The organism is Phocaeicola dorei (assembly GCF_013009555.1).
GTDB classification, from domain to species: Bacteria; Bacteroidota; Bacteroidia; order Bacteroidales; family Bacteroidaceae; genus Phocaeicola; species Phocaeicola dorei.
In genome coordinates this window covers 5,227,095-5,249,523 of the sequence record NZ_CP046176.1, presented here as the reverse complement: position 1 = coordinate 5,249,523, position 22,429 = coordinate 5,227,095, and the positions used below count along the sequence as shown (strand labels likewise).

The following is a 22,429-nucleotide window of genomic DNA, read 5'->3' as shown; positions in this document are numbered from 1 at the left end:
TTTATGCCCAGAACGGGTAGTAATTGAACCATTGTTCCGGATACTGCCGGACGATTTTTTCCAGCGTTTGTGTATATTGCTCCAATAATGCTTGTTCGGCCCGCTTCTCTTTGGTATGTACTACCGCCTCGGCAATAAAGAAATGGAAACGATAGTTTTTTTTCGCTTCACGCATGGCAAAATAGAATACGACAGGTACTCTCATTTTGGAAGCCAGCAGGAAAGGACCCATCGGAAATTCGGCTTCTTTTCCCATGAACGGACTGCTGAGTAATTTCTCTTTATTCAGATAGCGGTCACCTTGAAAGCAGACATATTCTTTGCGCTCCAGTGCCTCTGTAATACGGAATACATGGGTCAGATTGTCTTCATTTACGGGAATTATTTTATAATCGCGTGTGGAGGCATTCTTTTCCAGAATCTCTTTTATCCGTTCGTGTTCGGCATCAAACATGACAATATTGATTTTTTTGCCGTATTCATCGAAGAAAGGAGCACCTATTTCCCAATTACCTACATGGGCGCCTATCATAATTACGCCGGTGTTTCCATTCAGTACGTTCAAAAATGCCTGATAGTTCTCGAACTCGAAATGATATTTGTCTGCCATCCCATTGCCGATGGCTACTTTGTCAATCAATATCTGCCCCAGCCGGTAGTAATTTTTCAATAACATTCCGGCGGCTTTGGCACGTCCGTATTTCAGTCTGTTCCGTGCGTATTGCCAGGTACTGGCGGTAGCTTTCGGTGCGAAAGGTATAAAATAGAGGACGACCAATGACAGAAAGCCGTAAGCCGCAGTGATACCCAGACAGCGAATCATGTAGATGAAGAACATGTATCCGAATGTGCCTCCTCTTGTTTTACCTTTCCATGTTTCGGGCATCAGTCTTCTTTTTGTATGTGCGAAATTACCAGATTATAGAAATCCTGGAAGGTTCTGATACCGGCAAAGTCTTTGGCTGTTACGGTGAAACCGAAATTCTTGTCAATCAGTACTACCATATCTACCAAATCAAGGCTATCCAATTCCAAGGTTTGCATCAAAGGGGCGTCCGGCTGAATCAATTCTACATCAATCTCAAATTCTTCGGCCAGGGTGGTTCTGATCTTTTCGATGATTTCTTCGTTGGTCATAAATTTATATATTGGTTTAAATTAATTGTTTTCTTTGAATTTGCGGATAATCAGTGAGGAATTGGTTCCTCCGAATCCGAATGAGTTGGATAAGAATGTGTCAAATTCCGTTTCTACCCTTCGGGAAGGGATATTCAGCAGGGCAGAGGCTTCATCGGGCTCCTCAAAATTGAGGTTGGGTGCGATGAATCCGTTGTTCATCATCAAAGTGGAGTAAATGACTTCACTGGCTCCTGCCATCCACATCTCATGTCCGGTCTGTGATTTGGTGGATGTGACGTAGGGATGATGGCTCCCGAATACTTCCGCTATGGCCTTTGCCTCGTTCAAATCACCTACAGGAGTGGATGTGGCATGTGCATTGATGTATGCAATCTCTTCCAAAGGAATACCCGCATCCTTGACTGCCATCTGCAAAGAGCGTCTGGGGCCATCCACATTCGGTACGGAAATGTGATCTCCGTTGGATGAAAAGCCGTATCCTATGACTTCTGCCAGGATAGTCGCTCCGCGCTTTACGGCTGACTCATAACTTTCCAGCACCAGACTGGCGCCTCCGCCGCTAGGTACTAGTCCGTCACGGTTTTTATCGAATGGACGGGATGCTTTTTCCGGTTCGTCTTCTCGGACGGAGAAGGCTCCCAACCCGTCGAAACTACCCACGGAATAAGGGTTCACTTCCTGTGCTCCTCCGCACAGAATGCAGTCCTGAAGTCCTGACTTGATAAGCAGATAAGCCATGCCGATGGCGTGTGAACCACTGGCACAGGCTCCCGATATAGTGAAGTTAATTCCTTTTAGATGGAAAATAACCGAAAGATTCATGGTAATGGTGGAATTCATGGACTGGAAAATAGAACCGGAACCAACCAATGCCGTATTCTTTTTCTCGCGGATAATATCTATTGCTTGAATAACCGGAGCAGCACTACTGTCATTGCCATACAGTATTCCGACTTCGTTCTCCAACAGGAACTTTTCTTCTATCCGGGCTTGCCGGAATGCTTCCAGGGTAGCCATATAGGCGTATTCTCCCTGCTCGGCAAGGCTATGGCGTTTCTTGCGGTCCAATAATTTCTTCAAATCGGGACGTTCGACAAGACCGGTTAACGCCGAGAAATAGCCCATTTCTTTGCGAGCCGGAGCGATTCCGATGCCTGACTTTCCTTGAAACAGTGACTCTTTCACTTCCTCTTGATTCCTGCCTATGCACGAATAGATGCCCATTCCTGTAATAACTACTCTTTTCATCTTTTGCTTACGTATATAATCCTCCATTGATGGAAATCACTTCTCCGGTAATGTAGGAAGCTTGCCCGGATGCCAGGAAGCCTACCAGTGCGGCTACTTCCCCGGGCTCGCCGAAGCGTCCTGCCGGGATGTGTTTTTTCCACTCGTTCTCATCAATTCCGTCTGTCATATCTGTACGGATAAATCCCGGTGCTATGGCATTTACCGTCACGTGTTTTTTGGCAACTTCCTGCGCCAACGCTTTGGTAGCGGCTATGATTCCACCTTTGGCTGCCGAATAGTTGGTCTGCCCCGGCATCCCTTTGATGCCCGACAGGGAAACGATGTTGATAATACGTCCGAATCGCTTTACCAGCATATTCTTCAGCAAGGGTTGGGTGACGTTAAAGAAACCGTTCAGACTGATATCCAGTACCCGGCTCCATTCTTCCTGTTCCATCCACAGCATCAAGTTGTCACGGCGTATACCGGCATTGTTCACCAGTACCTCAATGTAAGTATCGGGATGCTGTTTTATCCATCCGTTCAGTGCGGCGTGTGTGGCTGCTGCATCTGTCACGTCAAATTTCATCAGTTCGCCATCCGAGCCTTGTTCCCGTATTTGTTGCAGGGTGGCTTCAGCTTCCGTATCGTTGCTTTGGTAGTTTATCAGTATATGATATCCCATTTCGGCCAGTTTCAGACAAATGGCTCGTCCGATTCCCCGGCTTCCTCCTGTTACTAATGCGTATTTCATTTTTCTTGAAACCTCCCTTTTTTAAGATATACCATCATGCTTTCTATCTCTTTATATTTAGGTGTATCTTCCCGGAAAACAGGGAAAAATGCTCGTATTTCTTTATATACTTGTTGTGACCGGGGGCTTATCCGGTCGGCTATATCCAGGCAATCAATGGTTTGTACAATACCCATCATCAGGATAGCCATCACCTGATAAGCATTTTCAATGACTGTTTTTGCCATCAAGGCGGAATTGGTACCCATGCTTACAATGTCCTGGTTGTCATTGTTGTTGGGGATGCTATGCACATACATCGGATTAGACAAAGTCTGGCACTCCGCCGTGGTAGAAGTCGCGGTAAATTGTGATGCTTGCAAGCCATAGTTCAATCCCAGTACTCCCATATTGACAAAGGGGGGGAGAATGCCGTTGATGCGGTCGTGAAACAGGTAATTAATCTGCCGTTCGGCAAGCATCGTCAGTTTGGTGACTGCTATTTTCAACTTGTCCATTTCAAAAGATACATAATCTCCGTGGAAGTTACCACCATGATATACATTCTGTGTGTCAGGGTCCACTATCGGGTTGTCACAAGCTGAATTTATTTCGTTTATCAATACTTTTTCAGCATTGAGTAATTCATCATAAACCGGCCCTAGAATTTGTGGAATGCAACGTAGCGAATAATAGGGCTGCACTTTATGGGTGAAGATCTTCTCTTCGTGCTTCCCATTATAAAGTTCATTCTCTCTTTTGCGTACACACAGGCTGCCTTTTACCCATTGGCGCATCATGCGGGCTATCTCTTGTTGTCCTTCATGCTGTTTGGCCCCGTTCAGCGGTTCAGACATGAAGTCATCGTATGAGGCGGCTATTTCATTCATCATAACAGATGCACCTACCGCCCACTGCATAAGTTGGCGTGCGTAAATCAGATTGACAATACCTATACCTGTCATGACTGAAGTGCCGTTGGTCACTGAAAGCCCTTCGCGGATGTGCATTTGAAAAGGTTGCAATCCGTTTTCCGCCAGCACAGAGGCCGTATCTCTTTTCTTGCCTTGGTAAAAGACTTCTCCTTCTCCAATCAGAGTGAGGGCGATATGGGCGAGTTGTACCAGATCACCACTGGCCCCCACACTGCCGTGTTCGGGTACGTATGGAATAATCCCCCGGTTGATAAATTCGGTAATGAGCAACGCCAGTTCTTTATGTACGCCGGATTTGCCTTGCAGAAAAGTATAGAGACGCGCTATCATGGCAGCTTTGACATAGAGTTCCGGAAGGGGTTGCCCTGCTCCGGTAGCATGGCTGCGGATGATATTATACTGTAATTGTGACAAGGATTCATCTTCAATACGGTATTGGGCCATCGGTCCAAAGCCGGTATTGATGCCATAGATGATCTTGTCGTTGGAGAATGTTTTTAGAAAATTGAAACTCTCTTCCAATTTTTGCATACATGGGTCGGAGAGTGTCAGTGGCTCTTCTTCAAACAAAATCTTATATAGGGACGCTAAAGTTATTGTATTCTCAACTAGCATTGGATTGGTGTGATAAGCAGTTTTGTATAGTTTCTGCAAAAATAGTTATTTAAAAATAAGTATTACCATCCGAAGGGAGATTTTTCAGTTTTGATGGTTATCTGAAAGGTTCACCACAGATTATACAAATAAACGCAGATGCTTCTTAAATCATTGATTGTTAGGTTGGATAATCTGTGTGAATCTGTATAGTCTGTGGTGAAAAAATATAGTACCGCTCTACGTATTCTATTTATTCAGTCTCCATGTGAAACCATCTTTGGTATCTTTCACTTCAAAGCCAAGAGCGGCTAGCTCATCACGGATTTTATCACTTGTAGCCCAGTCTTTATTGGCTTTGGCTTTCATACGTTGTTCCAGCAGCATATCTACTACTTTGCCATATGCCTCTTCACGTGCCTCGTTATTGGCGGCTTCTTCTTTTATACCCAGGATTTCATACATAAAGAGATGGAACACACTTTTCAGCTCTTCCAGATCTTCGGCGGAAAGGGTCGCTTTTTTATCAAGCACTGTGTTGATCATACGGGCGCCGTCAAACAGATGGGCGATGACAATCGGTGAGTTCAGGTCATCGTTCATGGCTGTATAGCATTTTTCACGTAAGTCTTTTACGCCTTCTATGCCGGTGGTTTGTGCGCTTGGGGTGATGCGTTCAAGACCTTTTACAGCTTCTGTCAGTCGTTCCAATCCTTTTTCGGCTGCTTGTAATGCTTCGTTACTGAAGTCCACTGTACTGCGGTAATGTGCCTGAAGGATGAAGAAACGGATGGTCATGGGGCTGTAGGCTTGTGTCAGTAACTTGTGAGTACCGTGAAAGAACTCATCCAAGTTAATAAAGTTGCCGTATGATTTTCCCATCTTCTGCCCATTAATGGTAATCATGTTGTTGTGCATCCAATAGTGAACCATGTCATCTCCTTGTGAAGCCACGCTTTGTGCGATCTCACATTCGTGGTGTGGGAAAATTAAGTCCATTCCCCCTCCATGAATATCGAAATGCTCGCCCAAATATTTTTTGCCCATTGCGGTACATTCACAATGCCAACCGGGAAAACCGTTACTCCACGGGCTTGGCCAGCGCATGATATGTTCGGGTTGTGCACATTTCCACAGAGCGAAATCGGCAGGATTACGCTTCTCGCTTTGACCGTCCAGTTCGCGGGTGGTGTTCAGCACATCGTCCAGGTTACGGCCGGACAGTTTGCCGTAATGATGGTCTTTGTTGTATTTTGCTACATCGAAATAAACGGAACCTTCACTTTCATAAGCATAGCCGTTTTTCAGAATTTCTTCTACCAGCTCTATCTGTTCAATGATATGACCTGATGCATGTGGCTCGATACTGGGTGGAAGTACATTCAAGGCTTCCATTGCCTTGTGGTAGCGATTGAGGTAATATTGTACTACTTCCATGGGTTCCAATTGTTCCAAACGGGCCTTTTTGGCGATTTTATCTTCACCTTCGTCTGCATCGTGTTCCAGATGACCGACATCGGTAATGTTACGGACATAACGTACCTTGTATCCCAGATGGGTAAGATAACGGAACAGGATATCGAACGTGATGGCGGGACGTGCGTGTCCTAAATGGGCGTCGCCATATACGGTAGGACCGCATACATACATACCTACATGAGGGGCATGCAAGGGAACGAAAAGTTCCTTTTGACGGCTTAATGTATTGTAAATGGTTAGTTTATTTTCCATAATTCATTCTATTAGAATTGCAAAGTTATAAATTAAAGTGTGTATTTGGCTAATAATTAACAAAAAATCTGATGCTGGTGTCCTCTGCTTGTCTACAAATGATGTTTGTTGGTTTAAGGAATAGAGATTTATGGTGATAAATAAAAGTAAGAATTAGGATAAAAGGTTGTCTTTGAACGTAAAAGAACAAAATAATGATTTTTTGTATGGAGATTAGGGAACCTAACTCTTTTTCCTTTTCATGAAATAGGTTTCTCTTGTATCTGTTTAATGATCTTTAATTTCTGCTATTGACTTGTAAAACAGGACCACTGCCCCATAAACATTGGTGTTGTTTTGAGGGGCAGTGGTCCTGTTTCTATATGAAGTTTGCGTGCGGGAGCGGGAATGTTATTTGGATTTCTTTCCCCAATACGTCTTGTTGTTGGCATAGCCGGCATAGACGATGGTATGGGTACGTGGATTGGCTTCCCAATCGGTTTCACGTTGCAGATAAAGTTCCACTCCGTTAACAGTCAGAATCTGTTGGCCGGCGTCATAGCTCCACATACTGCCTTTCCAGGTACCTTCGGTGATAGTGTGGTCGGCGGCGAGGGTCATTGTTGCTGAAGTTCTCTGCTCTCCATATTTGTATGTAAGGTCGATGTGTTCCCAATTGCCGGGCAATTCTTCTTCGGTGATGGCTACTTTGGGAACGGCTCCGTAACGTTCGGGCATTACGAGAGGCCAACCGTTTTTCGTCCAGCGGATGCTGCGTAGATGTCCCATCATGATGGCGTTACTGGCGTTGATGCCCGGAACATCCTTAGGCATGCGACCTTGTGAGACGTAGAACCAGTTGTCTTTGCCATCATCGAAGATAGCACAGTGGGCGATGCCTACCCAGCCGTAGCCTTTGCTGAATTTATAGGGATGGGTCACTATGGGCAGTGCATCGGCACCGGCGGTCACGTCTTTGCCGTCAATGCCTACGTAGGGACCAGTGATGCTCTTCGAACGGACTACACGGGTGTTGTAGGGCACGTCAAGGGCGTCGTAGGCCAGGAAGAGGTAGTAGTAGCCATCACGGTAAATAATTTCTGGACCTTCACTGGCTTGCCAGCGGTTACCTGTCTGGCGGGTGGCGATTAACTGACCATACTCAGCAGGTGCTTGGCCTGTAGCCCAAGGCTGGCCCAAAGTTTCGGCAGGCTTGCCTGTCTCGCCATTGAGTTTGAGAGCAGCTATGCCGCTATGCCATGAACCGTAGACCAACCAGTGTTCGCCTTCGGGCGTGATGATGTAAGAGGGGTCGATGGCATTCCATTTGTAGTAGCAATTGGCCCAGTCATTTGGCTTTATGTTGAAGTTAAGTCCTTTGTCAGAAGCATTGGTGATGACGTAGCCTTTGTCCACCCAGCCGTTGTTGTTGGCGGGGTCGTTGTTTTCCATCAGGCCGATGAAGGCGCGCTCCGACCAGGTGTTGGCACCGTTGAGTGTGCCAGGGCAGACGATGGAATAGTACATGCGATAGAGGCCGTTCTTTACCTTGCGTACTACGGGAGCCCAATAGCCGAAGTCATTAATATTAGGGTTAACTTCGGCAAGTCCCATTTCTTTGCGTATTTCATTGAGCTTAGGTACTACCCATTCGGGCAGGTTCTTCATTGTACCGCCGAGGTATTCCCAGTTGACAAGGTCTTTGGAACGACGACTGTGGAAGTGCCCGCCTGCCGTGTGGGCGTTTCCATAGGAAGCATCTGTCTGATACATGTAATAATAACCATCTTCGGCCAATACCACCGAGGGGTCGTGTACGTTGGCAAGATTCCATTGAGAGCGTTTGCTCCAGTCACTTATCGAGGTATAGTCATCGGCGTAGGTGGGGGCCACATAATTCTTGAGTTCATCGTCTAAGCTTAAGCTTTCTGTGGTGGCCGTGATCACCTCAGAATAGACATAGCGGCTGTCACAGTAGACGTATGCACGGATATAGTAAGAGGTACCGGTGGTCAAGGTTGAGAGGGTGGCGCTGAAATTCTCATCGGCATTCACCACGTGGTCTTTGATAGTCGGTGTGGAAGTTGCTGTACTGTAACAGAAGCCTTTCTTGACTATTTGGTTCAGATCACCCGTAACCGACGCGGTGACGGTCAATGAGGTGGGTGTGGTTGTAGTTACTTTCGGAGTACTTACAGTTGCATAATAGCGGTCTATATCTTCGCTGTTGTCAGAACAAGCGGCTAAAACAAGGAATATTGGTAAGAACATCCACAGGGATAATAGTTTTTTCATCTGTTGATAGTTTAAAGGCCATGCCGCTTCTTCTGGTTCCTGAGGAAAACGGCATGGTTTGTGTGATTACTGATTCGGCTTAGAAGACGAGATGTCCGCCTTCAATCGTTAAAGCGAAGTTCAAGTCGTTCATATCTACTTTGTTGATCCCTAAATAGTATTGGGCATAGGAGGTACCTGAAGTGCCTTCCATTACCGCCTGAATGTCGGTTGTACCATTGCCGCAATTGGTCACGTAGACGGTGACTTTGGCTCCGTTCATATCGGCAAGCCAAGTAGCCCAGTCGCCTTGTGTACCGTTGTGAACGAGGCTGGCATTTCCATCGTATCCTGCACCCCATCCATAGTTGTCGGCGCGTACCACTGCATATTCGGCAAGATCGGCTTTGCGGAGAACGACAGCGAAGTTGCTCCAGTTATTAGCCAGGCTGGTGTAATTGGTGAAGCTGATGGACTTAGTTTCACCGGTCGGCACGTTGAAATTGTCAGAAAAGACAGTCCACCACTCCGTTGTATTGTCTTCGGTTCCCAGAATGTCTGCAGAGTTGCTGACAGTGGAAACTGTTGATTCGGCCACTTTAACTGCTACGGTAGCGGTAGCTTCATCGGCAGTAATGGTTACGGTCTGTGTACCGGCTTTGGCGACAATGGCAGAGAAACTGAGTTGTGTGTTGTCAATAATTTGGGTGCTTCCGTCGGCATAAGTAGCCGTTACTTTCAATCCTTCCGGAAGGAATGCCAGCGTACGATCCGTCATCGCTTCGGTTGCAGCCGAAGTATAATAGTAATATTGTGTATGTGTAGGTTGAGCCGTCACTTGGATGGATACAATCTTTTCCACTACTTCAAACGTAGCATTGGCTACCACCGGCAAGTTGCAATTCTCACCCTTGAAGGTCTTGTTATAGATGGCTACCAGTGTCTTCGTACCCAGTTCTTCCATATTGGGGATGGCGGTGAACTGGAGTTCTTCGGCGGTTACGGTCTTAGTCACCCCTTCTTCGAAGCTGACGACGGCAGTAATACCGACCACGGCTTCTTCGAGTGAAGTGCCGGCATTGACCTGATCGGGTACATTTTGCAGTACCATCGAGAGCGGATTCTTGTCCTCGGCAGAAGTAAGGCCACCGATAGGAATGATGTTTGATTGTAAGAAGTTGATATAAGAGCCTTCAGGTACTAGGAAACAGCGGATGTTGGTATTGCTCTTGTCTATATTCAGATTGGGTAACTTGTACGGCTGTTTGTAGGTTTTGGTTGCCGAGGCGTTCTGGATTTTGATAGAGAAGGCATTTTCACTGGTTCGGTCTACGGTGAGTGTCACTTTGCCGCCCAATTTCTGTACAGTTTCGTCCAGATTATCAACGGGTGACAGCATCAGTGTGCTGGATGTGTATTTGAAAAAAAGATGGGAACCCCATTGGGAGTTATAGGCCAAAGTATCGTTTGTAGTGTCAAAACGATAAGCACCATATTCCGTATATCCTTCTCCTCCACGGTCTGTATCATTGGTAATGACGAGGGCGAAGTTTTTATAATAGGTATTGTCGGCGGGATTGATGTTGAGATTGAACACCCCATGCCATTTCTGCCCGTCGGGCACGACGTAATACTTGGAGAAAGCTGTCCAGAAACCGGAGGTGTAGTCTGTGTTACCGAAGGAGTAGACATCTTCCTGCATACCTTCCAGTACTTCTTCTTCCGGCTCTTTCTTTGAATCTGCTATAGAGTCCACTTTCTCGGAGATCCAGTCAGGGGCGTTTACATCATATAACTCGCCACCTTCGCAGCTTGACAATGCCATCAACCCCAAGGTGATGGAACAGCAAACGTATACTAATTTTTTGAGTATTCTCATTGTCTTAAATTTTAATAGGTTTGTTTATTTGCTTAAGTCAACAACCGGACGAACTGTCCATCCATTTTCACTGAAATAAGTAGAGTTGTCCGTGCTGAAGTTGGCGGAGTTACCACTCAAATTGGGGTTCTTGTTCAACAACTGCTGTACGATGGGCAGGAATTCGTGTCCGGGTAAGTAAGTGTCGAAAGAACTTTTCAGTTCGGGATCGGTTGCGATATCGTTGTAGTTTACAGGGTCCTTGGTTCCGATTAAAGAACGGCGTACGACGCTGTGTTCCTTGAGTTGTTGCAAACGGTCATTTTTATAGAAGAATCCCCAGCGGATAAGGTCGAATCCGCGTCCGAACTCGCACCCGAATTCCTTCGGACGCTCCACATTGGCAATCTGCTCGAAGAGTTTGTCGGCTGCAGGGAAGTCAGCCAGTTCAAGGTCGGGCAAGTCAGCACGGTTGCGCACTTCGTTAATCCAGTCGATGGCCTGTTGTGTGGGGCCGTTGACTTCGTTTTCACATTCGGCGGCGCGGAGCAGCACATCGGAGTAACGCATCAGACGCAAGTTGATTCCATCGTGCAAACCTGTAATAACCGTGCTATAGAGACCGGTACGAAGGTTTGTGAACTTGGCGATGGGCAGACCACCGTATGTGTTGTTGGTTACGATGTTGTCAGTGGCTGTAAGCTTGTTCGTATAAGCTACATTACCGAACTCGAAATCTTCCCAGTCGGATTCATAAGTACCGATGGTCCAGTACAGACGTGGGTCGAGTTTCCCGTCAGTTGTACGCTCAGCTTTGAAGAGATGGTAGAGCCACGGGGATGCCGAGATGTCTGCCCAACCACCATAATTGCCGGGAGCGAAGTTACTCTCGATGGCCGAACCTTGGGTGGCATTCGGACTGGTGTTCACCGGAGTCCACTCGTCATCGGTTCCTTGTGATTCCAAGTCGAGGAATTGCACTTCGAAAAGGCTTTCTTTGTTGTTCTCATAGGCAGGACCTTCACGAAAGTTGTCGCCATAGTTATCCATCAGTTCATAAGTACCATATTTCTTGCCGATAATGTCTTTCAGCACAGTAAGGGCATCTTTGAATTTATGGCGTGTCATGAGCGCACGGGCATAGTAGCCGGCTGCAGCACCGCAGGTGGCACGTCCTTTTTCCCATTCACCACCTTGATCTCGTGAGGGTAACAATTCCATGGCTTCTTTGAAATCACTTTCCACTTGGTCGAGTACGGCATCGTATGTGCTGTTGCCGGTATAAAGTCCATCCAATGAAGAATAGGTAGCATAATCTGTGATGAGGGGTGGGTTCTGGTAATAACCAACCAGATTGTAGTATGACAGGCCACGCAGGAAGAGTACTTGTCCTTTGATGTGTTTCATTTTCTCGGAAAGCTGGCTGTTGTCTTCATCGCAACGGGAAATGGCAAAATTACATACATTAATGGTATAGTACCATTCGCGCCAGGGCCACCACGTGATGTCCGAGGTTACTTCCGCATTCAGGTCATCGAAAGGCAGATACCATACTTGTGATGAGTTCCATGCTTCATCACCACGACACACGTCGATGGTGTAGCCTACACGGGCGTAAGAACCTTCCATACGGATATGGTTATAGGCGGCAATAACGCTCTCTTCCAAATCATCGGCATTGAAGCCGAATGTGTTTGAGGTTTGCTGGTTGGGATTCAGCAGCTCCAAATTATCATTGCAAGAAGCCAATGTGCCTAATCCCAAAATGAGAGCCAATGCATATTTATTGAGTTTCATATTGTTATGTTTTTAGTGATTAGAAAGTGAAATGAACACCACACATGAAGGTACGTGCGGTAGGATAAGAACAGAAGTTATATCCCGGTGTGAAGGTACCTCCTGCATAGTCTACATTATAACCTTTGTACCCGGTGAATGTGTGTAAGTTCTGTGCTGATACATAGAGACGTACGTCGGATATGTATTTGCCAAACCATTCGTTGGGGAAGTTGTAGCCCAATTCTATATTGGCAATTTTCCAATAAGCTGCGTTCTGAATTTTGCGGTCGCTGAAGAGATCGTTCCAGGCCAAGCTGGCACTGTTGGTAACATAGGTACGTGGCACGTTGGAAAGATAGGTACTGCCGTCTTCACTGAAACGGTTCGCGTCAAGCATGGCTACATCTTTGTTGCCCCAGCCGTAGCAGGAGTTCAGAGAGTTGTGGATATCATCGCTTACGTGATAGTTGAGTGCACCGAACGTAGCGATGCTCAGATCGAAACGTTTGTATTCAAAGCGGGCGTTCAAACCGAAGTTGATCTTAGGCATACCGCTGCCCAGTACTACTTGGTCATAGGCATCCACCTTTCCATCGGGCTTTCCGTCGGGACCGCTTACGTCCTTATAGAGGCAGTCACCAATCTGGGCACCTTCTTGTGTGGCATGGTTGTCCAGGTCGGCTTGTGTGCGGGCGATGCCGTCATAAACCCATCCGTAGAACTTACCGATTTCTTCACCTACGTTGGTGATGTAGGCACCGGATATATATGAATCGGTACCGAAGCCCAATGAGGTTACGCGGTTACGGATGGTGCTCAAGTTGGCTGACACTTCATATTTGAAGTCGTGGTCGCGGTTGCGGTAGGTAGTCGTAAATTCAAAACCTGAGTTATTCATCGAGGCGGCATTCATCGTTACAGTGGTGTTGGATACACCGGCTTGCTCAGGAACTGGAACGGCATACAGCAGGTCTTCACTGGTATTTTTGTACCATTCAGCGGTGAATTCCAAACGGTTGTTGAAGAAGGCGAGGTCGATACCTACGTTGTAGCTTTTCTTCTTTTCCCAAGAAAGGTTATTGTCTACGAAAGTAGAAATGGCAGAACCGGTGATGGGTGTGTTACCAAAGCTATAAGTCATGTTGTTACGTGCCATTACAGCCTGATACATGTATTCACCGATGTTTTCGTTACCGAGTTCACCATAGCTGGCGCGTACCTTGAACATGTTGACAATGTTTCTGTTGAAAGGGAAAAAAGTTTCCTTGTCAAAACGCCATCCTAAAGATACGGAGGGGAAAGTACCCCAACGGATATTCTTGGACAAGCGGGAACTGCCGTCGCGGCGCACGGTTGCCGAGAACAGGTAACGGTCATCGTAGTTGTAGTTGATACGCCCGATGTAAGAGAGGATGGTGTGTTTGTATTCGAAGCTTTCGGCATAAGTGTTGGCGGCATTCTGAAGTTGCAGGAAGTAAGGCTCGGTGAAGTTGACGCCCCAGCCTGTCAACAGGTCGGTGTTTTCTTCTTCGTAAGTCTGGCCGGCTACCAGGTTAAAATGGTGTTTGCCGACGGTAGCATCATAAGTCAGCACGTTTTCAATCAAAGCATCGGCATAAGAACGGCTAGCCTTGGTGAGGCGTTCGTTGCTCTTGGCCAGATAGACACGATTGCTCTGTACCCATGCGGGAATCCAGGTGAAGTCCTTGCAATGGGTTTTGCTGTAAGAGAGATTGACTTTATAGTTGAGCTTGTGATTCTTGCTGTCAACGCCAATCATCTTCAGGAGATCCACATCGGCGGAAGCTGTTCCTACGAAGCGGTCCACGCGGGTGTTGCGCTTCAGCAGATTGTTGACTAGCAAGGGGTTGGAAGCCGAAATGTCACCATGTACAGTATCGTAGTAAACACCATAGCCGTAAGAGTCATAGTTGAAGTTATTGGCGATACCTACCAGATTGTCAAGTACCCAAGTAGAGTTGTCATAGGCTTTGATGGTGGGCTGCATCAGCAAAGTACCACGCAGCACATTGGTTACGTCGCCATACAGACCTTGAACGTATTCGGAAGCGTTTGACAACCCCATGTTGTCTTGATCGGAGTGAGAGTAGACAAGGCTGGTATGGAACTTGATGAATTTGGTGTCCATCGTGTTGTTGACACGTGCCGTGTAACGTTCGTAATTAGGACCGGCGCCTTCCAGTGTTCCTTTCTGGTTGTAGTAGTCTAATGAAACATTATAGGTGTTGTGGGCGCCACCACCGGAGAGATTCACATTGTGATTCTGACGGATACCTGTTTTGAATACTTCTTTAAACCAGTTGGTATTGGTGTTGTCCTGGAAATGATATTTTCCGGTGGTACTGTCCAGCTTGTAACCGCCGGGCAGCGGAGTGTTGGAGTTGGTACATGCCTGACCGATGTATTGGCTGTATTGGTCGGCATCCATTACATCATAGATATTACTGGGGATATAGTCCATACCCACGTAGCCATTGTAGTCTACTTTCAGCGGTTGGTCTTTCTGACCGCGTTTGGTAGTGATGATGACCACACCGTTGGCGGCGCGCGAACCGTAGATGGCAGCGGCTGATGCATCCTTTAGGATCTGGATGGTTTCAATATCGTTTGAAGAAAAATCGCGGATGGAAGTACCCATAGGAACACCATCGATAACATAAAGAGGAGAAGTGTCACCGAAAGATCCGACACCACGGATGCGGACAGTAGGGTCGGCACCGGGCTGTCCGTCGGAGGTGACTTGTACGCCTGATACTTTACCTTCGAGCATGGTGGAGATATTGGAATGGGATGTCTGTTTCAGGGCTTCCGCATCTACTACGGCTACGGAACCAGTCAAGTCGGATTTCTTCTGTGTACCATAACCGATGACAACTACCTGCTCAAGCATCTGATTGTCGGGTTGCAATTGGATGGATTCAATGATGGCGCGATTGCGAACAGCTACTTCACGATCCTTGTAGCCTACATAGCTTATCGAAAGGATAGCGTTACCGGCAACCTCCAATTGGAAGTTTCCGTCCACATCGGTAATGGTTCCGCCTTGTCCGTCTTTGATTCTGACGGTAGCTCCTGTGAGGGGTTCACCTTGTTCATCGATAACTTGACCGCGAACCTTGATAGTCGGAGATTGTGCCACGGTAGCCATAACAGGTGTGGAATACACCATCATGCCACCCATAGCACACAGACTAAGCATTACGGAAAATAATAAATGTTTCCTCATTTTTTTAAGTATTAAATTAGTAGATTAAATTGTTGCTGATATATTGAATTGAGATGTTGGATTATTGTACAATCCAATGTTGAATACTCTAGGTAGACAAACCACAGAGTTTATAAATATGCTGGAGCTATTCTTCATAATATTTAAGATTAGGATTAAATTTTAAAAGCAGGGGTCTCTTCCGAAAGTTGAGTACCGATTGCATGACAAAAGTAAAATTTATGCCGTAAACAGGGGTGGACAAACGGTTTTATAGGGTGGACGAATGAATAATGGGAAAAAATGTATTTATTTCGCTTATAGTTTATGTCTTTTGGAGGCGGTGAGATAGGCTCAGGAGAAGGCTTTTTTATAAAAAATCATGTAGCCGGACAACCTGATGAAGGACTGTCCGGCTACATGAGGGATAAAATACAATTCTCTGAAAGGAATTATTTCACAAGTAAAAATCCTCCTTCCGCCTGCATCGTAATGCTGACTTCATCATTCTTTTTTAATGTTATCTCTTCAGCATGAGGATTTAGTTTTTTATCGTCCTGATAAAGCATCACTTTATCTCCTTTAGTACACATGGGAAGGTTCAACTTTAATTTCAGCGGTTCTTTTTGTGCATTGATTCCGGCTATATACCATTGATCGGCATGCCGGCGTGCCAGTACTACGTATTTGCCCGGATAGCCGTCAATGAATCTTGTTTCGTCCCATGTGGTGGGAACTTGCTTCATGAAATCCAAACAAACTTGAGGGGCATCGGTCAGGTTATTAGGCGCCAACGCAAAATTCTGAATAGGATTTTGGAATAAAACGGCTGTTGCCAGTTGGAATACATCAGTGGTCTTGCGTATGCTTCCGCCGTCATTGTTGCGGTTGAGGCGTTTGTTGAGGAATGTGCCACCAAACTCCATGCAACCGATGGTGTTGCGGATAAATGGATGTAGACAGGCATTAAATGCTTCTTCATCGCAAAAATGTTGTTGGAAAATCAGGTTTTCCGATGCGAGCACGGCTTCACTTCCTACATAATTAGGATACATACGCTCCCATCCGCGAGGAAGGGTACAGCCGTGGAAAATGACCATCAGTCCATGATCATCCGCATCGCTCAGGATGGCTTCGTACAGACGTATGGTTTCCTGCTTGTCACCTCCGAAGAAGTCTACTTTGATTCCTTTTACTCCTATATTATGCAGCCATTTCATTTCCTTTTTACGGATAATGGGATTGTCCATATAATTGGTAGGACCTTGCACTATATCATTCCAGTAGCCGCTGGAACTATACCATAAAAATACATCAACCTTCTTGCTGTGTGCATAGTCTATGAAGTCTTTCATACGTTCACGGCCGATGTTGGTATCCCACCAGTTGTCTATCAATACATATTCATATCCCATGGCGGCGGCGAGGTCTACATATTTTTTCTGGTCATCGAAATTGATGCTTCCATCTTGCCAAAGTATCCAGCTCCAGGTTCCGCGTCCCATTTTGTATGTATGCTCCGTTGGGTAAAGAGGTTCCACGACATCCCATGGAATCGTTGTCTCTACAATCGGCTTTAGGTTTTCGCCTACAGTAATAGTACGCCAGGGAGTGGAACCGGGCAATGCAAGGCCGGGAGATGCCGTGCCGTTACCGTTGTTTTCTTCGGGCATGGGGAAAGCGATGGTATAAAGTCCGTCGGCAGTAGCATCGCTTAAGTGTGAGCCACAGTATTTGCTGTCTACTCCGGTTTCACTGATAAGTGCCCAGCCATTTTCTCCTACATGGAACAGACAAGGAAATGTGTAACCGTGCCCATATTGTGAACGTACATTCATAGGAGCGTCAGCCTTATATTCTTCCTCATAGCTGGGTTTGGTGCGTTTCCAACCTATCATGGCGTCACTTTGCGGGCACAGGAAAGTAGTGGTGAAGGATGGGAAGTCAAAACCTGTCGTTTCTTTTTCTATCACTATGCTTCCTGTATCGCCATATTTGGGCATTTCGTAGCGGAAAGCAATATCGTTGTTGCTTACGCGGAATATTATATTTATATTTTTCTTTTCTTTATTGGTAAAGGTGCATGTAAGTTCATTGGCTTGATAATGAATTTGTGATTGTTTGATACGGTCTTGTGTATAGGTTTTATCTATTTTATTCTCTTTTTGTCCGGTGAAAGTCATATCCCGGCTGAAGTCCCCCACATTGGCAATGAAACCTAAAGGTGAATCTTCCAGGATGGTCTTGTCCTTATAGGTGACGGAATAAACGGGGATGCCTTGTTTTACGGATACATTTACTCTTAAAAAGGAGTCGGGTCCTGTAACTGTAGCTTGTTGAGCAAAAGCTGACATTGTAGTGATGGCAAGCAGCCAAGTCATAAATTGTTTTTTCATGGGTATTAAATATGCTATTATAATGTAGGGCAAAGATAATTTATTTAGCGAAACGAGAGCGTAGAAAAACGGAGCATTTATGGTATACAATCCGTTCATTTTACGCTCTGGAATAAGTCAGTCGGTTCCATTCTCCATCATCGAACTGGGTGTTGTTCCGAAATGTTTTGTAAAGCAGCGTGTGAAGTATTTGGGATCATTGAATCCTACTTCGTATGCTATCTCAGATATATTCATATTGTGCGTCAGCCGGTTACGGATAATAAGTTCCCGCGCAAGATTCAGCCGGTAGTTACGCATGAATTGTCCGGCAGACTGTCCCGTCAGATTTTGCATTTTTTTGTTCATCAAACTTTTGCTTACCCCCATTGCTTCGATGAAATCGCTTATTTCGTAATAGGAGTTCTTATAGTTTTCTTTCACAATCTGCATCGCCTTGTCCAGGAACTTCTTGTCACTGGATTCTTTTTCGATATTCAGTGCATCCACGTCCATACTGTATGAGAACTTTTGTTGGAAACGTTTGCGGTTTTCCAGTATATTGGATATCCGGGCCAGCAGCAAAGTGTCATCAAATGGTTTTAAAAGGTACTCGTCTACACCTATACGGAAACTTTCAATGCGCGATTCGTTGGATGTTTTGGCTGTGAGCATCAGGAAGGGGATATGTGAGATGGCGAAATTGGATTTTACCCGGCGGGACAGTTCCATGCCATCCATGACAGGCATCATCAGGTCGCTAACAATAAAATCCACGTTTTGGGATTGGAGCACAGTCAATGCTTCTTCACCTTGGGATGCTTCAAGTACGTTATAATATTCGGTCAGAATGGAACGGATATAGTCGCGCATATCTTTGTTGTCTTCTACTACCAGAATCGTCAGTTTTCCATTGGTGGCAGGTTGCAATGTCATCGGAGAGTCGACCGGTTCTTTAACTTGCTCTGTTGGTGTGGGCAGACTGTCCGCATCGGCATATTGCAAAGGAAGTAAAATACGGAAAGAACATCCTTTGCTCTGATTATTCTTGGCACAAATTGAACCTCCATGCAACTGGACAATTCGTTTGCATAGATAGAGACCGATTCCAGTCCCGCTTTGTCCGTTGATAGAGGAATGCGTCTTATTTTGTGATTGGTAGAAGCGGTTGAATACTTTGTCTATCTCTTCTTCGGGAAGTCCTGGTCCTGTATCCCGAATACAGATGAATAACTTTTCCTGCTCTTCCTGGCGGAGGGGGGTGGCATAGATGGTAATTTGTCCTCCTTTGGGGGTAAATTTCAAAGCATTTCCTATTAAATTGACAATCACTTTATGCATGGCATCCTCATCGTACATTATTTCACATGAAGGAAGGCGGAAGCGACGTTCGATGGTTATTCCTCTTTCGGAAGCATATGCGTCGAAGGGTACTAGTAGTTCATTGAGTAATTTGGCAAAATTGCCCGGGTTGCGGACAATTTCCATTTTCCCTGATTCTACTTTGCGGAAGTCCATTAATTGGTTGACCAGTGAGAGCAGGTATTTTGAGTTGCGCTCCACAAAATGTAATTGTTCAATGACTTGAGGATTGTAGCTTAGTTTCAATGCTCTTTCTATAGGTCCTACGATTAATGTCAACGGAGTACGGAATTCATGGGTGATATTGGTGAAGAAGGCGAGTTTGTCAACCGTCAATTCCTGCACCTTTTTTGACATTTGGATCAGTTGCCCTTTTTGTTTGGTTATTTTTTCGTTTTGCTGTTTTAATAGTTGGTTTTGACGATAGAGCTCGCTTGCCTGAGTGGAAAGCAGTTTTTTCTGTTCTTCCAGTTCACGGGTACGTTCCTCTACTTTGATGTGGAGTATTTCTTGTTGTTCTTTTAACGAACGAAGCCTCCATGATAATACCTTATATATAAGGAAAGATAGAAGAACCAATATGGACAGAATGAACCAGATGGTTTTATAGAAATAAGGTGATACGGCAATGTGGAGTTCTGCCATTTCTTCCAGCCATTGTTTGCCGTCGGGTGCATAACGCAGTTCGAAAGTATAGTTGCCGGGACGCAGATTGGTATAGGCGGCTTGTCGTCTGTTGGCCGGTACTTTTATCCATTTGTCGTCAAATCCTTTCAAGCGGTAATAATAATTGGCAAATGTCGATGCATCATAATCCAATGCGGCAAATTCAATATAGAGAGATTTGTCGCGTTCGTGTAACTGTAAGGTACCGTTTGTGTACAATCGCTCTTTATTTGCCACACGGACATGGGTAAACGCCAAGGGAACAGCTTCCTTCGGGTTTATATCTATGACCGGCTTGACCACAGACAGTCCTTTGGTACTTCCTATATATAAATCTCCATTGGCGGCACGGCATATTGCGTTCCAATAGAACTGGTTGGATAATAGCCCGTCTTTCCGGGTATAGTTGAAGAAGCTGTTGTTGTTAGGATTGAAGCGGGAGAGTCCGTTGGTGGTGGTAATCCAAAGATACCCTTCTTTATCTTCCGATATGCAGCGGACACTGTTGTTTATCAGTCCGTCTTCGGTGGTGAAGGAGCGGAAGGTATATTCTCCGTTTTCTGTTGGTGAGGATTTGTAGAAACCATATCCGTTGCTGCCTATCCAAAGGGTTCCGTCTTTAGACTGGGTGATGTAGGTTACCCTTTCCTTTAACTTTGACTCCGGTTCGTCTAGCTTGATCCTCCAGAGTTGATAAATCAGTCTAGGGGTTTTCAAACTGCTTAAATCTATTCGGCAAAGTCCTTCTGTAAGTCCCAGCCACAGGTGGTTATCCTTATCTATGTAGTATCCTGTACAACCTTCAATTCCACCTAGGTTCATGCCCTTGAATGGTTCGGTGAGCGTTTGTGTTTTCAAATCGTAAACATAGATATTGATACTGGTTCCTACCCAGATGGCATTATTCAAGTGGTCATAGCAGATACTTCCGGCCCATCCCCATGAGAAGTCTCCGCATTCGGGTATTTCTATGTGGTGAAATTGTTTGTTCTGCGGATTTTTCATATCTATCCATCCTATGCCTCCTCCCCAAGTTCCCATCCAAAGTCTTCCATCGTTATCGCTGGTAAAGCAACTGACGGTATTATGGCTTAGGTGGGCGGGTGCATCGGTAGTATAGTGCTCAAAAGTGTTGCTGCCGGGAGCCCGCCGGTTCAAACCTCCTTCTACGGTTCCTACCCATAAAACACCCGACGGGTCTTCATAAATGGCATTGACGGGATTTTGGGAAAGACTTCCGGGAATGGCGGGAGTATGATAATAGTTTTGTACGAACAGCATCCGGCGGCTCATCTTGTTCAGACCTCCCACTTCGGTGCCTACCCAGATAATATCACCATCGGTCAGCAGACAGTTTACGAAGTCACAGTTTAATGTGTTTTGTACGATTTCTCCTTCTCCGGTATCTTTATTTATCCGCTCAAAATTGTCTGTCAACGCATTATAAAGGTTTATACCTTTTAGGGTGGCAACCAGCATGGTATGTTCTCCTGTTTCTGCTATGTCTGTGATAAAGTTTTGGGAAAGCGAACTATTGTCATTCGGATCATACATATAATGCTTCATCAGTTCCGTATCCATATTGTATCGGAAAAGGCCTTGTGCGCTGCCAATCCAAATTTCATTTTCTTTCCGGCAGATTACTTGTATGGACACACCGGGTAATTGAAGGGCAGATGAAATGAATGTGGGTTCCTGTACTTCCATAGCCGATTCTTTGATGCGGTAGATACCGTCTTTGTAGTTTATCCAGAGATAGTCTTCTACTTCACAAATAGTCCGGATGGATTCTCCTGCCGGTACTTCGCATGTTTTAATGATTTGTTTTATATCTCCTTGTTTGTCAAAGGTAATTTTGAATAAATTGTTTTCCGAACAAACCCAAATATTTCCCGCTTTGCTATGGAGAATAAGATGAGAGGGGCGGTTACACAGTGAAATAAGTTTGTCTTTCATATCAGTGACTTGTACTGTCTGCATGGTTTGTATATCCAGTATGTCAATACCCATTTCACTGACAGCCCAAATACGCTTGAAGTTATCCTCACACAGTTTGTTTATAAAGTTACTTCGTAGCTTGATACGGGTGTTTCCCATATGGAAGGCGGTGAATTCATAACCGTCATAACGGGCGATTCCTTCCCCGCGGGTAGCGATCCATAAAAAGCCCTGACTGTCTTTCAATATATCATCCACAAAGTTGTGAGGCAGTCCTTCATCCATCGTAATGGCAGTGAAATTATAACGTTCGGACCATTTTCCGGCTGTTCCTTCAGCTTGCATATACAGACTAGATAAAAAGATGAACAGAGCGAATAGAAAACAATGTTTTTTCATAGTGTGTTGTTCATTAATGACGTAAGAATATACCGTTACTTATACAAAGATATACCTTTTCGTTTTTCCTCAAAAACAAATAAATCATTTTTATCCCTCTGCTGCACAAATGTCCACCCTTTAAGCGATATTGTCCACCTGGCGAGCTTTTGATTGCAGTTATATTTGCATTAATAATAGTTAGTCAATGTGACAGTTGGCTGCGTTATA

Annotated in this window: 12 protein-coding genes; all 12 read right to left on the bottom strand. The window is 45.4% G+C overall.

Annotation, left to right across the window (positions count from 1 at the left end; translation table 11 throughout):
• Nucleotide 1: 1 nt before the first annotated feature.
• A complete protein-coding gene (locus GKD17_RS21540; RefSeq protein WP_007833798.1) occupies nucleotides 2-886 on the bottom strand; it encodes an LpxL/LpxP family acyltransferase in 885 nt (294 codons plus the stop codon).
• Nucleotides 886-1,137 (bottom strand): acyl carrier protein, encoded by a 252-nt coding sequence (locus GKD17_RS21535; RefSeq protein ID WP_007833797.1) that lies wholly within the window; start codon nucleotides 1,135-1,137, stop codon nucleotides 886-888. Before GKD17_RS21535 ends, GKD17_RS21540 begins: the two co-directional genes overlap by 1 nt.
• Nucleotides 1,138-1,158: 21 nt before the next feature.
• Nucleotides 1,159-2,388 carry a beta-ketoacyl-[acyl-carrier-protein] synthase family protein gene (locus tag GKD17_RS21530; protein WP_032936026.1) on the bottom strand — a complete coding sequence of 410 codons (1,230 nt, stop codon included), beginning with the start codon at nucleotides 2,386-2,388 and terminating at the stop codon, nucleotides 1,159-1,161.
• 7 nt (nucleotides 2,389-2,395) lie between these two features.
• Nucleotides 2,396-3,124, bottom strand: coding sequence for a 3-oxoacyl-ACP reductase FabG (gene fabG, locus GKD17_RS21525; protein WP_007833795.1), 729 nt, complete (start codon nucleotides 3,122-3,124; stop codon nucleotides 2,396-2,398).
• Nucleotides 3,121-4,653, bottom strand: coding sequence for an HAL/PAL/TAL family ammonia-lyase (locus tag GKD17_RS21520; RefSeq protein WP_007833794.1), 1,533 nt, complete (start codon nucleotides 4,651-4,653; stop codon nucleotides 3,121-3,123). The genes fabG and GKD17_RS21520 overlap by 4 nt, the downstream gene beginning before the upstream one ends.
• A 228-nt stretch (nucleotides 4,654-4,881) precedes the next feature.
• Nucleotides 4,882-6,363, bottom strand: a complete 1,482-nt coding sequence (cysS, locus tag GKD17_RS21515) for a cysteine--tRNA ligase (RefSeq protein ID WP_007833793.1) — start codon at nucleotides 6,361-6,363, stop codon at nucleotides 4,882-4,884.
• A 390-nt stretch (nucleotides 6,364-6,753) separates the two neighbouring features.
• Nucleotides 6,754-8,637, bottom strand: a complete 1,884-nt coding sequence (locus GKD17_RS21510; RefSeq protein ID WP_007833791.1) for an arabinan endo-1,5-alpha-L-arabinosidase — start codon at nucleotides 8,635-8,637, stop codon at nucleotides 6,754-6,756.
• Between the two features lie 79 nt (nucleotides 8,638-8,716).
• Nucleotides 8,717-10,495, bottom strand: coding sequence for a bacterial Ig-like domain-containing protein (locus GKD17_RS21505; protein ID WP_032935909.1), 1,779 nt, complete (start codon nucleotides 10,493-10,495; stop codon nucleotides 8,717-8,719).
• A 24-nt stretch (nucleotides 10,496-10,519) separates the two neighbouring features.
• A complete protein-coding gene (locus GKD17_RS21500; RefSeq protein WP_007833787.1) occupies nucleotides 10,520-12,271 on the bottom strand; it encodes a RagB/SusD family nutrient uptake outer membrane protein in 1,752 nt (583 codons plus the stop codon).
• 19 nt (nucleotides 12,272-12,290) lie between these two features.
• On the bottom strand, nucleotides 12,291-15,500 hold the full coding sequence (locus tag GKD17_RS21495; protein ID WP_032935907.1) for a SusC/RagA family TonB-linked outer membrane protein: 3,210 nt from the start codon (nucleotides 15,498-15,500) through the stop codon (nucleotides 12,291-12,293).
• Nucleotides 15,501-15,931: 431 nt separating this feature from the next.
• Entirely contained in the window at nucleotides 15,932-17,860 is a 1,929-nt protein-coding gene (locus tag GKD17_RS21490; RefSeq protein WP_007848153.1) for a glycoside hydrolase family 97 protein, read from the bottom strand.
• 132 nt (nucleotides 17,861-17,992) lie between these two features.
• Nucleotides 17,993-22,219 carry a two-component regulator propeller domain-containing protein gene (locus GKD17_RS21485; RefSeq protein WP_007833784.1) on the bottom strand — a complete coding sequence of 1,409 codons (4,227 nt, stop codon included), beginning with the start codon at nucleotides 22,217-22,219 and terminating at the stop codon, nucleotides 17,993-17,995.
• Nucleotides 22,220-22,429 lie beyond the last annotated feature (210 nt).

What these genes read in the sequence shown, in the direction of transcription:
- GKD17_RS21520 (WP_007833794.1), bottom strand. Translation starts at nt 4,653, where the DNA reads ATGCTAGTTGAGAATACAATAACTTTAGCGTCCCTATATAAGATTTTG.
- GKD17_RS21530 (WP_032936026.1), bottom strand. Translation starts at nt 2,388, where the DNA reads ATGAAAAGAGTAGTTATTACAGGAATGGGCATCTATTCGTGCATAGGC.
- GKD17_RS21505 (WP_032935909.1), bottom strand. Translation starts at nt 10,495, where the DNA reads ATGAGAATACTCAAAAAATTAGTATACGTTTGCTGTTCCATCACCTTG.
- fabG (WP_007833795.1), bottom strand. Translation starts at nt 3,124, where the DNA reads ATGAAATACGCATTAGTAACAGGAGGAAGCCGGGGAATCGGACGAGCC.
- GKD17_RS21490 (WP_007848153.1), bottom strand. Translation starts at nt 17,860, where the DNA reads ATGACTTGGCTGCTTGCCATCACTACAATGTCAGCTTTTGCTCAACAA.
- GKD17_RS21535 (WP_007833797.1), bottom strand. Translation starts at nt 1,137, where the DNA reads ATGACCAACGAAGAAATCATCGAAAAGATCAGAACCACCCTGGCCGAA.
- GKD17_RS21510 (WP_007833791.1), bottom strand. Translation starts at nt 8,637, where the DNA reads ATGAAAAAACTATTATCCCTGTGGATGTTCTTACCAATATTCCTTGTT.
- GKD17_RS21485 (WP_007833784.1), bottom strand. Translation starts at nt 22,219, where the DNA reads ATGAAAAAACATTGTTTTCTATTCGCTCTGTTCATCTTTTTATCTAGT.
- GKD17_RS21500 (WP_007833787.1), bottom strand. Translation starts at nt 12,271, where the DNA reads ATGAAACTCAATAAATATGCATTGGCTCTCATTTTGGGATTAGGCACA.
- GKD17_RS21540 (WP_007833798.1), bottom strand. Translation starts at nt 886, where the DNA reads ATGCCCGAAACATGGAAAGGTAAAACAAGAGGAGGCACATTCGGATAC.
- GKD17_RS21495 (WP_032935907.1), bottom strand. Translation starts at nt 15,500, where the DNA reads ATGAGGAAACATTTATTATTTTCCGTAATGCTTAGTCTGTGTGCTATG.
- cysS (WP_007833793.1), bottom strand. Translation starts at nt 6,363, where the DNA reads ATGGAAAATAAACTAACCATTTACAATACATTAAGCCGTCAAAAGGAA.